We start from the raw sequence: 15,022 nt of genomic DNA on the forward strand, positions 1-15,022 counted from the left end.
TTGTTTCAGACGAGGATTTTTAATAATTTTGGCATCTGCGATTAAGGGCATGCCTTTACCTACAGGCAGATTTAGTCCCGATTTTCCTCCTGCCCCTGGATGAATCTTAAAAACATACCCTTGTAAGCTACTCCCTGCTCCCTACTCCTATAAGCTAAAAGTAAAAAATGTCAAAGTATCAAATACATCTCATCAGAGAATTAAAGATTTGATATAGAACATAAAAAAGTATTTACAATCCTCTGATGGCAAATTAAATTGGTATCGAATAAAACCTGTTAAAAGACTCCAGTTGATGGATCAAACTATCTTAAATTTTAAAATAATCTAAAATAACTTAGCAATTATTAAATCTATAGTATAAGCTTTCATAAGCTCTAAAAGTAACATGCTTTTTATTTTGTGACGTTTGTAAGCTAAGCACAATCAATCCTAGAGGTCAACCATAAAACTACCTAAAAATAGCAAGACTTTCAGGTCAATATTATGGTGTCATCTGTACAACAAAACATCCTAACTTAACTGACCCTATAGGATTTTTTCCTTACGGTTGGGAACTCTTATAGATAAGTCTTAGGTTTATTTAAATGTAATGTTATGACCAATCTCAACAGTGTTCTTCAACGAGACCCATTTGCCGACAGCACATTAGTTGTAAACGATGAAGGGATTACCATTCGCCTGATCGACGGCAGTAGGAATAATTTAGACCAAGTCTCTTTAGGTATCCCTAATACGCCCTTACTGCGTTTATCTCCAATTGAGTATGAAGACGGAATTCAGTCACCGGCGGGTATTGCATTTGATGCAGAAGGCAATGCTCTGATCGGTATAGATGGCAATACTGTTACTCGCCAACCGATTCCCATATTTACCCAAGCCGAAGCAGACCGATTAAATGGATTGGGATTGAATGTCATATCCAATACAGAAGGCTTAAGCAATGTATCTGATGCGCCCTTTGTATTGCTTAATCCACCCGATCGCCCTAGTACCCGAGTGATCAGTAATGCCACCTCTAACCTAGAGGAGGGAGAGTCTGATCCCAATGGTAATGGCTTAAGTGCTTTCATTTGGGCTTTTGGTCAGTTCGTCAACCACGACACTGACTTAGCAGCGAATGGGTTAAAAGACGAGAACCAAAACCGGTTAGAATCACTAAATTTCCCTATTGACATTCCCGCAGATGACCCGAATTTTCCTCCAAACACTCCTCCCACTCAAGAAATTTCTACACAGGCAGATGGTGGATTGCAGTTTGACTTTGAACGGGATGCCTTTTTGAGCGGTACTGGAGTCTCTGGGAGCCCAGGAAAAGCGATTAATATTGTTACCTCTTGGCTTGATCTTTCTGTAGTCTATGGATCTACTGAAGAAGAATATCAAGCAATTCGTGCTTTTTCCGAAGGTCGCCTCAACGTCTTCTCAGATGAAACAGTTGCCACTAATGACGACTTGTTACCCGTTAACATCACAGGTGCTGATGGAGAACTGATCAGTGGTAAAGGCGCTTTTATGGATGTGGGTTTTCTAGCGGGGGATACACGGGTTAACGAGAATGATAGTTTGGCATCCCAGCATACCCTGTGGATGCGTAACCATAACCGCCTTGCCCAAGAACTTTATCGGTTTCATCCTGACTGGACAGATGAGCAGATATTTCAACGCTCTCGCCAGATTAATATTGCCCAATATCAAGCTATTGTTCTCTACGAGTGGCTCCCCCTGATGTTGGGTAATGTGATCACTGACTACAGCAGCTATAACTCTAATCAAACCCCAGAAATTACTAGTGAATTTGCCGCTGCTGGTCTTCGTGTTGGTCATACCCAAACTAATAACCGTATCGACACTATTGATGCTGATGGTAATCTCACAAGTTTGCAATTATTAAGGACATTTGGTTCACCCAATATTAATGATAGTAGCGATATAGATAATATCTTGCGCGGTGCGAGTCAAACGATTACTGAAGACGTTGATACTGATGTAGTCTTTGACCTGCGCAACGCTTTAGTACCAAATGCAATCGGATTTGACCTTTATGCTGCTAATCAGCAAAGGGGACGGGATCATGGCTTGGCTGACTATAACCAAGTGCGAACAAGTCTTGGTCTACCACGGGTGACCACTTTTGCGGAAATTACTTCAAATTCACAGTTGGCAAATACTCTCGAAGAGCTCTACCGCACTGTGGAAGATATCGACTTATTGATTGGGCTGTTTTCAGAAGATGCTGTTGCTGTATCCGGTGCCGGAGAAACTATTCAAGCAATGCTATGGGAGCAATACGAGCGGATAAGGGATGCTGACCGCTTCTGGTTCGAGAGACCGATTGAGGATGGCGGTTTCTTTACCCAAGAGGAAATTGCAGCCATTAAGGAAGTGACTTTTGCTGACATTATCAAGCTCAACACCGAAATTACTACAATTCCAGACAATGCCTTCGTAATCAGCTCCGATAACAATCCCTCATCTGATGGACTGCTAGATTTAACGGGCTTGTCGGGACAAGCTACAGCAACTGTGACTAGAGAGGCGGAGTATGACAATTTAATTGGCTTTTATGTAATTGCTGATCAACAAGGAACGATAATTGATTCGATCACGGGTCAATCTCTTACTCCTGGCCAAGAGGGTTATGCAGAAGCTGCCATTGATGCCAGCGTGGTTGAATTCAAGGTAGAAGAAAACTTGACCACGGTGAATTTTGATGTTACACTTCCTGGAGGCTCTATCTTAGCTCCCTACTTAGTTACAGATGGGGAATTGGATGATGTTCAAAATGGTGATGCTGACATATTCTTTGCTTTCACAGCTGCTAACAGTGATGGCATGAGCCACATCCTTGAACTTGGAAATGGCAGTGACAACACATTCACATTCGCTTTTGAAGATTTAAGTGGTAATGACAGTGAAGAAAGCGATGCTCTAACAGAGCCGCTAAGCGATCGCGACTTTAACGATCTAGTGATTGATCTTACCATTTTATAATGGTTCATCAATCGGTAATGATATGAAAAAAAAATCCCAATTCCAGTAGGGTGGGCAAAGTAATCTAATCGTGAATACTCAAAAGAACCAAAGGGTTTTTGCCCACCCTACAAGCTACTGAATGATTAGAAAAAAAATCCCAATTCCAGTAGGGTGGGCAACGTAATCTAATCGTGAATACTCAAAATAACCAAACTGTTTTTGCCCACCCTACAAGCTACTACAAGCTACTGAATGATTAGAAAAAAAATCCCAATTCCAGTAGGGTGGGCAAAGTAATCTAATCATGAATACTCATTTAAACCAAACTGTTTTTGCCCACCCGACAAGCTACTGAATGATTAGAAAAAAAATCCCAATTCCAGTAGGGTGGGCAAAGTAATCTAATCGTGAATACTCAAAAGAACCAAAGGGTTTTTGCCCACCCGACAAGCTACTGAATGATTAGAAAAAAAATCCCAATTCCAGTAGGATGGGCAAAGTAATCTAATCGTGAATACTCAAAATAACCAAACTGTTTTTGCCCACCCTACAAGCTACTACAAGCTACTGAATGATTAGAAAAAAAATCCCAATTCCAGTAGGGTGGGCAAAGTAATCTAATCATGAATACTCATTTAAACCAAACTGTTTTTGCCCACCCTACAAGCTACTGCCACTGATCTACTGAGCAGCTAAGCTAAAACTCCTCTGTACCACAGCACCACGTTTCCCGAGGGATTTTGGTTGCTGTTGATCCACACTATACAAAACACCTCCCGCATTCCCTGACCTCACAGTCAGTTTTTGTTTAGCAATCCAGGTTTTCTGATATCCCTTGGGTAAGGTTTCTTCCAACTCGATTTTGCCATCAACTACCACTCGTACCCAAGATTGCTCTGTAATACTCAAGCGTACTTTAATTAATGGATTAGATGGTTTGGGTGTCGGGGGTGGTTTAGGTTCGGGTTTAGGGGCTGGTGCTGGTTGATCTGGTTTATCTGGGGTTTGCTGCTCCTGAGCAACTGATGAGTTTTCGATCTGTCGATTAGTGATATAGGTGAACACGGTGTTGAGTAGATAAATTAGTCCACCAGCAACACTGACCAAGCTTAGTATTATGATGTAAGGATAATAGGGTTGTATGCTTTTGGCTACAGTCTTAACAGTCTTGCTTTTGGCTACAATCCTAGGAATCTTTTGAGGAGAAGTTAGAGTCTGAGATTTATCTTCTGAAGAGGTACCGGTATACAAGACTAACGCACCAGGCTCGGTTTCCTCGGTTTTCTCGGTTTCCTCGGTTTTCTCGGTTTTCAAGGACAATCCAGAATTAACTGGAAACGTTTTGGCTATCCCTGGACCATCTAGACCGAGAAACTCTCCATAGCGACGAATAAAGCCTTGAATGTAAACTGGCTCGGGCAAGGGCTCGGATTGCCCTGCTTCAAGGGCTTGCAATATATGCAATCGAATAAAGGTTTTGTTAGCGACTTCCTCAATAGGTATAGACTTCTCCTGCCTGACTTGGCTGAGATAGGTCCCTATTTTCTGGAGTTGCTCCTCTTGCTCTAGACTTAAGTGGCTCACCAAATCTCTCCACCCATTAATCCACGTTAACAATTTTTATACATAAACATCGGATAGTAACATTCCCTCGGCATCTCACCATAAAACTTATTAAAAATTAACAAAGATTAACAATATCGCCAATTTGCTGATGAAATAGGAAAACTCTCTCATTTTAGGGTATGGTTTCGATTGGCATCCTCCCCCGGCAGGAACAATCCTCGGGCTGGGGGATTCCCACGTCACTGTGAGTCTTTGCCCTTTCGTCGAGTTGGCTGATGTAATGTAAGCATTCAGGGATCAGCCATCAGCCCTAGGCCACGCTACACCGAACAGCAATCAGCCTATGCGCTACAGATGGTGCTACTTGAGGTGCGACCCGTGGCGAATTTAATAATTAGATGCGGAAAGCGCACCTAAGGTGCTTTAAGCTTTTGAATAAAAGAGGTAAGCATTCCTTTAATAGTCCCAGCGTCGAAGCCTGTGCCACAAACATTAAGCCTGTGCCACAAAGCACCTCAAGTAGCGCACAGCATATCGAACTATTAAATTCTCCCAAAAGAGGTTGATTTTAAGTATTAGGCTGATAGCTGACGGCTGAATGCTTACGAATTATAAGCTAATGTTTTGCAATAAATAATTGTAGCCATCATTTCGCTTTTAAAATTTCCGGCATATCCATGATTTTATAATGGTTTTGCGTACAAAAATACCTATAGCAATAGCTTGATAAAGCTTTCTGTAATAGTCTGCCGTCTACTGCATTTTGATCTCATAGATGAAGAGCCAATTTTTATCGATTTACTCTACTGATAAAAGTATACCAAATCAAAGATATGTTGGTAACAAAAAGTAAACTTTTCTCGGCAGTTAAAACCGCCGAGTCGTTTTTGCTACCCTGACTAAAGTAAGGATTTAAGGTGTGGGGTATTGACAAAAGCGAGACAACCGTATAGGATTGCGATCGTGACCAAAAACCAGCCGAACGAACTAGAACCAGAACGATTCAACCAGTTGCCGAAGGAGGAAGTGGTAGAAATGCTCATTACTGTAGCGAAGGCTATAGCTCAGCAGCAGCAAGCAACAAGAGAAGAACTGAAACAAGAAATAGAGAAATTGCCTGTAAGTAGCAGAGTTAGAACGCAAAATCTCATCAAAACCGCCATCAACAGACCTACTCAAAAAAACGTAAACTCAGAAATAAGAAAAACAAGATACAGGATAAAAACCTAAACGTCAACTAGGCAGACAGTAAAGACATCAAGGAAAAACCTGGAGTGGCTCTCGGTATCGGGAATATATTCAGGATACTGCTAATTTATCTACTAGTAATTTATTAAGTAAGTTTAGTAAATATTAAGTTTAGTAAAAAAAAAGCTCTGCTTAGGGGTAGTCTGTGATAGATTTTGTTGAGCAAGCTCAACCGGCTCAACTTGATAAAACTGCACTTGCTCCTGGTTTGATTCCATAACCAACGTTGCTGAATCCTTAGATAGAATTCAAAGGAGTTTTTATGCTCGCAGACGGATTTATAACATTATTGAGTCTAGGTTCTGAGTACTACTTTAAATACGAGATTGATGCTCAGACTGGTTTCCAGATTTATTGGATTACAATTCCTGAGGGAATCGATAAAGAACGCTATAGTAAACAAACAATCTCCGAGTTTCTAGCAGAATCATCAGTTGCACAAATTCTAAAACCTGGAGTACCCCTTGATAAGGGAGTTTATCAAGCTAGCCTAATCTTACCGGGATTACCCGCCTCACCTTTCGATGCCTTTTATAATATTGAACTCACCTACGACAGCGATTCATTTACTTTAGGAGTTAAATCTACTGACTCTTTTGGATTTAGTCCCGAAGGCTCAACCCATTTCAAAGATTTAGATCTGAGTTTTACCCAGCAACTTAATTCCGAAACCGCTACTGTCAGTGGAACAGTGACGGCGGTTCTTTTTGGTCAAGATATCGTCCTTGAGGCCGGGTTGAGCGATGGCTCTGAACTAATTTTTAATTACAATCCCAATAATCCTCAGGAAATCCCGATTCAACCCTGGGGCAATTTAGAGTTGACGACTTTTACCGTGCAACCTGGGTCAAATCCTCTTCAACCCCAGGTGCTCTATTGGTTTGGAGAAAAGTCGGGAGAATGGGTTTATGATTGCTCCTTGAGGAATACCGAAGATGCACCCGCTATCGACTTACGGATTCAAACGGAGCCAGAAACAGTGGAGTGGGGATTAGGGTCTATCGCTGTTAAAGATGGCTTGATCGAGAGTGAAAATGCCACCCTAGAAGCGGCAAACCTAAGTTCTGCTAGCAAACTAATCAAGGCATTCCAAGAGACCAACGAAATCACTATTGCAACCTGGATTAAGCCTAGCCAAATCGGTCAAAAATACCCAGCTATAGTCCTGACTCTATCCGAAGATCCTGAAAATCCCTATGTGACTCTGGCTCAAGGGGATTCAGAATGGCTAAAGGGTTATGGAAATCGGTGGTCGGGGGATTGGTACCATCAAGACGAGTATAGTGTGCTATTGCGCACCAACACTAATGATAGAAACCGATATTGGCAAATCCTGACCACAAGTCCCGACACAGTAACAACCGAGGAGCTAACCTATGTTGTCTATACCTTTTCACAGAATAACTTGGGGGATGAGAGTGATAATGCCAAGGTGTATCTCAATGGAACGCTAGACAATTCAAAATGGATTAATAGCGATGATCAGGAGCGTCATTTTTGGAGAAATAGGCATCAGCAGAGTAATCGTTCGAGAAATAGGAATCAGAGGGGTAATCGTTGGGAAAATCGAGATGATGAGGATTCTCCTTGGAAAAATCGGGATGATGAGGAGGATAATCCTTGGAAAGATAGGGGTGATAAGGAACTTAAGCCTTGGACAAATCACCCTGCTGTTAAGTTAGCGTTAGCAAATGACGTTTTATTTCTCGATCCCAGGGGCAACTCCCCAAGGAATCAAGATTTCCCTTGGGAAGGGGAACTCTACGAGGTGGCAATTTATGACTCCGCCCTGACACCAGAGGCGATTTACCAGCGCTACTACCCCACCATTGAAATTTTGGGCAACCTGACGCTGACTAATATGCCCAGTCCCTTGGACCAACCCCTAACGGCTGAACTGACTTTGGAGGGTATGCCGGATGTAGAGCACTATTCAGAGTCTAAGCTCAATCTTAAGGTTGACACCTCTGAAATCCGGGAAGTTACTCCTGAGTTTGACTTCACCAAGATTGCCCTGGAATGGCAATCAGAACCTGGAACCTCCCCAAGCTGGTACTTTAAGTGGGGACAAGTGGATAGCACATTATGGAAAACGTCAATTCCCTTTACGGCAGTTCAAGCGGATGCGCCGGGTAAACTTGCCCTGAATTCACCGGAATTAGACCTTCAAATCGGATTAGGACAAATTAATACCCTAGAGGGGTTGTCTCTATTCCTGAAACCAGATAGCACAGGGGAGATATGGCAGATGTCTTCCATCACCTCTGTGTCTGAACTGGAACTTCCCCAATTAAGGGATTATCGCCCATTTGATTGGACGGTAGATTTCAAGCTACTCTTTGCTCGTCACGATCAACAACGGAGTCAATTTGACCCCCTCGGGATTGAAGATGGGAAAGTCGTTATCAAGGGCAATTGGTTGGGAGAAAACCTTGTACTCCATGGCTGGTGGCGCAATGAGCAGTTTGTCCTGGAAGGGCAAAGAAATTTAAGTCTACCGTTTGAAGTTACCTTAGGTCCAATCTTTGAACCTGGTACCTCCCAAAAGATTATCGACCAGGTAGCGATCGCTTCCGTGATGAACGCCACTGTAATCCTGGAACTGACTGAGTTAGGCTTTTTGGCCAAAGTCTCTGGAACCTTTGATTGGACCGATCAAGCAGGGACGGTAAACACCTTTACAGTGCCGGAGTTTACCCTAGTCCGCCCACCGCTGACTCCCAATCACATCCTGGAAGCGATTTTGGAACGGTTAAACTCCCAAGTAGATGTGATCTTTGCGGAACAGTTTCGCCATCAAGCGGACTACTACTTTACGGTGGTGGAGGAAAAACCTGTTATTTATTTGGGGAATGGCAACGACCCTGCTACTATCACCCAAACCACAACATTGCCCCAGTTATTCAACACTGCTGGGGATTCCAATAACATTTCCAGCACGACAGGCATCTTTACCCTGACAGAAAATGCCGATCAAAGCTGCACCCTGACCATAACTCCTCCGGAAAGCAGTGACAATTGGCTAGATCAACTCAAGACCGATTACGACAACTTTATTGCTCAACTAGATACCAACAGTAATCTGATTTCTGGTACCCTCACTCTGGTCAAAACCCGGATTGCTGAACGGATGCCGTTGTTGGTTGAGGAAATTCTCTACTACTACTACGGCTTGGATACTGTTAATGGCTCAGTGGATTTGCAAGCTGGAATGCGGTTACGGGTCGATTACCAAAACTATCAGTTGGTTCATCCAGCCCAATCTACGGCTAATTCAGGGTTTGTGGGCAGTGGCACGTCTTACTACACCCTCAACAGTTATCGGGATAGCACTAACCTAATGATTAATTTTGATGGGTTTTTGTCGCAAATTCAGCCCTATGTCACCACAGATATTGCTACGGTAGGGGCTGGAAGTAGTCTGGATACCTTTAAAGTTGGCTATCAAAAACCCTACTTGCGGCTGGTTTATCCTAGTTTGGCAGCTCCCTCTGCAGGTTCCCTCGATCCCGGACAAGCTGCAACCATTATGGGAGCCGCAACAGTAACAGAGCTGGATAAAAATACAAACGTTGCTAGCTTTTATTTCCGAGGACGAGCAACAGTGATTCCAGAAATTACTGTGGTGCTACAGGAACAACCGGTATTTGTTCCGGTGGGAACGACTTTACGACAACTGATGGAGGAACGTGTCACTATTCCGTCCGTATCCCTAGGAGAATCCCTACTGAACTCTACCGGAAAACCCAGGTTGAGCCGTCTTTTACACGAAGGGGTGTCTAACGAACCTAGCTATCGGTTTATCTACCTGGACGAAGATAGTCCAGTGCTTGATTTGCCTCTGGTCAAAGGCGATCGCATTGTCCTGTAGGGGGTGAACAGATGACTACCTTTACCCAATCAACAGCACAGGCGCTCTACTTTTTATCTGAATCCGTTAACCCTACCCTGCCCTATAGCATTGGGTTTTGGGTGAAGGGCGGATCGATAGAAGGTTCTCAAACCCTTTCCCTGGAAGAAACTTGGACAATAAAGACGGGAGTATATCTATTTCTCAAAGCTGTGCCAGAGGGGAATGATGCCATAGACCTTTCGGTGTTGAGCGACCGCATTGGTGAATTTATGATTACACCTTCGGTACGCAATACTCGGTTTTTGTGGATTGATAACCCAGAGGAGTTAGTCTCTCGCTGGCGATTTCATGCCCTGACTCTTTCCCCAACAGATACTGTAGAGCGACTGACCTTTTTCAATTTCCGGAACTATGAATTAGCGATCGCTAGTGGTGTAATTTGTCAGTTGAATGGAACCAAAGACGGATTTGTGTTTGCCCCCGATCCGTCTCTACACAACCTCCCTAGCACTGGGACTGAATCACCGGAAACTGAATCACCGAAAACTGACCCCTTTTATTTGTCCACAGGTTATGGTGCTAATCAACTCAAAGGGATTGAGGTCAATGAGGCAGGGGAAGCTCTGGCATTACCCTTTAACGGAGAGTTGGCCGGTTGCCTGACCTTTGCCCTGACCTTGCAAAACCGATCTCCTGGCACAGCCTCCTTTGAGGAACTGGTCTATCTGGATGTTACCCTGCGGATGTTTTTCAAATCCGCAAACTCCTTACTAGACCCGACTGACCCCTTGTCTGGTTTTGCAGGATTGAATAGCGACCAGGACTTCCTGATTTCTAGCCATCGATATCCCTTTCTGGGGGAAGATAGCGATGCTGCCTCCCATTATTCTGAGCAGGGGGATGGTAGCCAAAATCTGACTTTATATAGCGCCCTAGATCCACTCCAACCCTTGAATGGCGATCGCACTTACTTTGCCTTTGTAGAGCCAGGAAACTCTAAGATTTCGGATTTATCCTTGCCTTCTTGTTATCGCACCAATTTGGGATATTCCATTCATGTCACTCCCCATGGTCATGGGGACAGTAGGCTAATCTTTGCAGAGCGTCCAGGGCAGAATTCTAGCATCTTTGGTTCACCCTTGTATCTAGTCCCCCAAGGGAAATTTACCCTCTCGGTTCCCCATTACGATACTACCCCCCCTAGTGGTCAGGAATTACCGATCGGAGATGAAGATAACTTTTTGTGTGGATTAGCCGGGATTGAATACATTCAACTGTCGAGTCAACAGAATAATATTCTGCATCTGGAAGCTGGAAAACCCACCTTTGCGCCGGATTTCGTTCCGGAGCAAATTGTAGAAACCAATGAAGCTGGGCAGCGTCTAGAATCGGGAACAACTACAGCTTGGGGATATATTGAATATGAAGTAACGAATTTACCGGTCTATTTTTCCCAACCCAAGCAGTCCTTGCTGTATCAAGCATCAACGTTCCAGGATGAAAACCAAGACCCCACTGATGATCCCCTCACGTTTTTGGAGGTTCCCGTTACAGGACTGCCAAGGGGAGAATATTTACCCTTGTTTCCCTATGGTGGAGTAAGTGGAACCCTGGCTCACTATCAGCAAATGGAGGAACAAATCCTCAATCCCCAGCGGCGCAAACAAATTAAAATTGTTGCTGAAACAGACACCACTCAACTTACCGGTGAACCTCAGGGAATACTAGGAGCCGGGACATCTAGTCCCCAAGCATTCAGTGCCTTGAGTAGATCAGCTACCCCTGACGCTCAGGCCATGACAGCTGCTGCTGCTAGCTCAACAACGGAAACCATCACCGGTACAACGTCCCTGGGATTGTTGGCAACTTATTCCTCTGATTATCAAACCCTCAATAGCCTATTACTGGCAAAGGATACCGACAATGAGGATGTGAGTTTGCAGGACTTAGAACGGGGTTCATCCCTCCGTTCAGCTTTCCAGTCCAGTCAGATGTTCCTGGTGATCACTGACCCGAGTTCCCTAAAAACCTTTGATACCAATGAACCTCCTCAAGTTATCAAAGAGCATTTTCAGAACAACCAACTAACTATTAAAGGGTGGACCTTTGATCTTAATCCAGACAATTGGCGACAGGGCACAGGGGATAGTGATACGGTCTTACTGTTTAAGTTCCTAGATAAGCCCCTGATTGATATTCTCAAGGATACCGCCCTGTGGGAACAACCGGAGGTATTTGTCGGGACGGCAACTGATGCCGAAGAACGGGTCAAAGAGATTAAAGAAGTGCGCGATCGCTTAGTGACATTCTTTGAAAATGCGATCGCAACCGCAGAGGACCCCAATGCTGCTGAAAAAGACCGGGATAATGCTGCCCCTCTAGCCCGGGTTGGCAGCAGCACCTTTTGGTCAGGGATGATCGCGTTAAATGTCAAGCTGCCAGAGGGGACAGGACTGCCTCCAGACTTGAAAGCCCTAGAATGTGGCATACAAGACCAGGATAACTTCTACGCTCAGTATGTCGGGAGTAATGGCACCCCGATTTTGCCCCAAAATGGGCAATTGGTAGCGGAACAGTCTTCCCTGTTTGGATTGCTGGACTATCAAGACAACTCCGTGCCAGAAACGGGTCCCTTGGGCTATGCCTTCCAGGTGGCCAACTTACGGGTGCAGTTCCAAAATTCACAAATCACGGCATTTTCCAGTCAGGTCAATCTTACCCTAGATAAACTCTTTGACGAAGCTACCCAATTACTCAATAGTCGCTCAGGACGGAATATTGTCATTCTCCAGGGCTTTACGGAAGAACACGATGGGGTGATTACCTATAGCTTTAGCTTTAGCGGCGAGAACTATTTTGCCCTACCCGATAGTCATATTCTCAATAATGTTGACATCGTTAAGGCCACTTTTTCCACAGATCCCCCAGGTAATGATACTACACTCACCATTGGACGATTTACCCTCTGGGGCCGTCTCAATTTCCGTGACTTAGAGACCTTTGATGGATTATCCTTTGGGTCAGATACTTCCCTATCCGATGAAGTTTTAACTGCCAGCAACCTGGTCAACCGCAGTGCCCGTGCCTTGGAAGACGATTATCAAGTAGGGATTGATACTCTCAATCAAGCATCAGCCGAGTTGCAGCAAAAACTGGATGAGCTAGCCAAGAACGAACAATTCCTGCAGTTTTCAAAGCTGAGTATTGTGATGAACTGCAAGCATACCAATGGTACCCAGGATATCACCTTTAGTGTCGATCCCAGCCAAATTGCCTTTGATTTGGCTCGCAGTAAAGCCCGCCCCCATAGTCTCTACAGCAAATTTCCCCTCAAGCTGACTAACTTCGTCTATCTCGACCCTGCTCAACCCGATAGCAAGCCTCAAGGGTATCTTACTGTGAAGACTCCCTTGGGCAGTGGTTCTATGCCCGACAGTGGCTTTGGTTTTAACTTCGAGTTTAATTTGGGTAGTCTGGGGGCATTGTCGGGATCAGCTCAGTTTGTGGTTAATCTGTTGATTATCTGGGAACCCAATCAGGATGGTTCCCAGGAGGGAGCAACAACCTTTGTGGGATTGAGGCTACCGGGAATTGGTGGGGATGTGCTCGGTTTTCCTCTCCAGAGTGTACTGAAGCTGTCCTTCAAGACGGTGGAATTACTAGTTGATTCGACTAGCACTTCTGGTACAGCTTACTTGTTGAAAATTAAGAAGGTTGCTCTTAAGTTTTTTGTCCTCTCATTTCCCCCCAATGGACAAACCGAAATTGTTATCTTTGGCAATCCTGAGGCCACTGATAGTAATGATGCTGTTGGCTGGTATGCGGCCTATGCTAAATAATCTAGTAATTTTTATAGCTATGAGGTGCATAATTTATGGATTTTAGGGAACAGGGAACAGGGAACAGGGAACAGGGAGTAGATAAGAGCAAAGAGGGAAGAGGGAAAAAATAATGTGTACCTCATAGCCACGAAAAACGCTATAACCAATAGGTTGAATTTAAAGATAAACAGGAGATAATATGGCAGAGGAGAAAATCCCCAATTATGAACAGATTAACGATATTCCAACGTTTATGGAGGAAGTAAAGACTACCTATAGCATTACTGAAGAATTGCCCATCACCTTATCTGAAAATCATCCATTATCTGATATGTGGGCAAAAACGATTACTGTTACGGAAGGTACCTCACCGGATCCTTGTTATACGGCTACTGCTTCAATTAATGATGAGTTTCCCTTCAATTTTGCCGAGGATTTTCCCTTTGATATTAAAGATTTCAGTTTTCTAAGCAACCAAGATGTTGCTCCTGAACTGGCAATGAAGTTGAAGATTGATGTCTTCCAACCTATCCCGGAACCTGAAGATAGAAGGGGGATTAAAGTTACCGTATTTTCGGTACCCCAATCCAATGATTATCCCAATGGTGTTATTGTTAAAAAAGGCTTAACCTTTGTGGACGAAAATGGAAATCCTGTGGCTGATGATAATCTATCGACTACAAAGATTCCAGAAGAATCAGTGGTGCCACCGGAAGCTGAAGTTAAGCTCGATCAACTATAGCCTTTGTATCTCGGTTGTAAACACACAAATTGCTGAAAAAGGCAAGAGGCAAGAGGCAAGAGGCAAGAGGCAAGAGGCAAGAGGCAAGAGGCAAGATGGGAAAGATATCCGGAGTTTTATTGCCCAATAAAAAAAATACCTCTTAGGTTTACATATCATTTATATATGATATATAATTCAAGGGTAAATGTCTAATTTATAATTGTTGTTGTAAATTGATAGTTGTTGAAAGTAAATATTTTTGAATAAGGAGCAAAAAAATGTCAGAAACTAAAGTATTTTTTGGTGTTTCTCTAGAACTGGCTGGGAAGACAATTTCCCTAGAACCTAAAAATGCCATTACTGAGATTAAAGAAAAGGGAATTGAAGTTGAACTTCCGGCAGGGGAGAGAGTCTATTTAGGTACAGTGGGCACTTCTCTTAACAGTATTTTACAAACACTAGGAGCAGTTGATCCAGACACAACGGCTTCCTTTCTGAATGCGGATGGCACGCTCAATTCCGACGAATTACCAGATATTACCGTCTTACAAAATGCGGCAAGTGTGCTGGTTGAAGCTGGTTTATATGTGGATGAATTTCATGTCAGAATTCCAGGTTCTAGTGCTTCAACGATAAATGATCAGGGAAATAAAGTCGTTGATAAAACGAAGACAGCTTACACTGTTGGACTATCAGCAGAATGGCAAGAGAATTCAGGTCAATTAATAGATGGATTAGACCTTCAATTAAAGGGGGTCTATTTCAAAATCAGTAATGAAGAATAGCTATAAGCTATTAGCAATCAGCAATCAGCTTAAGCGCTACGCGCACGCT

Annotated in this window: 8 protein-coding genes; 6 read left to right on the top strand and 2 right to left on the bottom strand. The window is 43.7% G+C overall.

Annotation, left to right across the window (positions count from 1 at the left end):
• Positions 1 to 597: 597 nt before the first annotated feature.
• A complete protein-coding gene (locus tag F6K63_RS24495) occupies positions 598 to 2,994 on the top strand; it encodes a peroxidase family protein (protein WP_071105087.1) in 2,397 nt (798 codons plus the stop codon).
• A 663-nt stretch (positions 2,995 to 3,657) separates the two neighbouring features.
• Here the strand turns inward: F6K63_RS24495 and F6K63_RS24500 are convergent.
• Entirely contained in the window at positions 3,658 to 4,560 is a 903-nt protein-coding gene (locus F6K63_RS24500) for a helix-turn-helix domain-containing protein (RefSeq protein WP_287313337.1), read from the bottom strand.
• Between the two features lie 945 nt (positions 4,561 to 5,505).
• Here F6K63_RS24500 and F6K63_RS24505 point away from each other — a divergent pair.
• From F6K63_RS24505 to F6K63_RS24520, 4 genes are all read left to right on the top strand, one after another.
• The gene (locus tag F6K63_RS24505) at positions 5,506 to 5,772 is read left to right on the top strand and encodes a hypothetical protein (protein WP_137985572.1); all 267 of its coding nucleotides are present in this window, start codon (positions 5,506 to 5,508) and stop codon (positions 5,770 to 5,772) included.
• 280 nt (positions 5,773 to 6,052) lie between these two features.
• Positions 6,053 to 9,661 (top strand): LamG-like jellyroll fold domain-containing protein, encoded by a 3,609-nt coding sequence (locus tag F6K63_RS24510; RefSeq protein WP_287313338.1) that lies wholly within the window; start codon positions 6,053 to 6,055, stop codon positions 9,659 to 9,661.
• Between the two features lie 11 nt (positions 9,662 to 9,672).
• On the top strand, positions 9,673 to 13,482 hold the full coding sequence (locus tag F6K63_RS24515; protein WP_287313339.1) for a hypothetical protein: 3,810 nt from the start codon (positions 9,673 to 9,675) through the stop codon (positions 13,480 to 13,482).
• 181 nt (positions 13,483 to 13,663) lie between these two features.
• Complete coding sequence (locus tag F6K63_RS24520; protein WP_287313340.1) at positions 13,664 to 14,206, top strand: hypothetical protein; 543 nt, start codon at positions 13,664 to 13,666, stop codon at positions 14,204 to 14,206.
• Here F6K63_RS24520 and F6K63_RS24525 read toward each other — a convergent pair.
• Positions 14,187 to 14,333, bottom strand: a complete 147-nt coding sequence (locus tag F6K63_RS24525; protein ID WP_287313341.1) for a hypothetical protein — start codon at positions 14,331 to 14,333, stop codon at positions 14,187 to 14,189. The genes F6K63_RS24520 and F6K63_RS24525 overlap by 20 nt on opposite strands.
• Before the next feature lie 133 nt (positions 14,334 to 14,466).
• On the opposite strand from F6K63_RS24525, the gene F6K63_RS24530 reads away from it, so the two are divergent.
• Positions 14,467 to 14,973 (top strand): hypothetical protein, encoded by a 507-nt coding sequence (locus F6K63_RS24530; RefSeq protein ID WP_287313342.1) that lies wholly within the window; start codon positions 14,467 to 14,469, stop codon positions 14,971 to 14,973.
• The last annotated feature ends 49 nt before the right edge of the window (positions 14,974 to 15,022 follow it).

Source organism: Moorena sp. SIO1G6, from assembly GCF_010672795.1.
In the GTDB taxonomy this organism is placed as follows: Bacteria; Cyanobacteriota; Cyanobacteriia; order Cyanobacteriales; family Coleofasciculaceae; genus Moorena; species Moorena producens.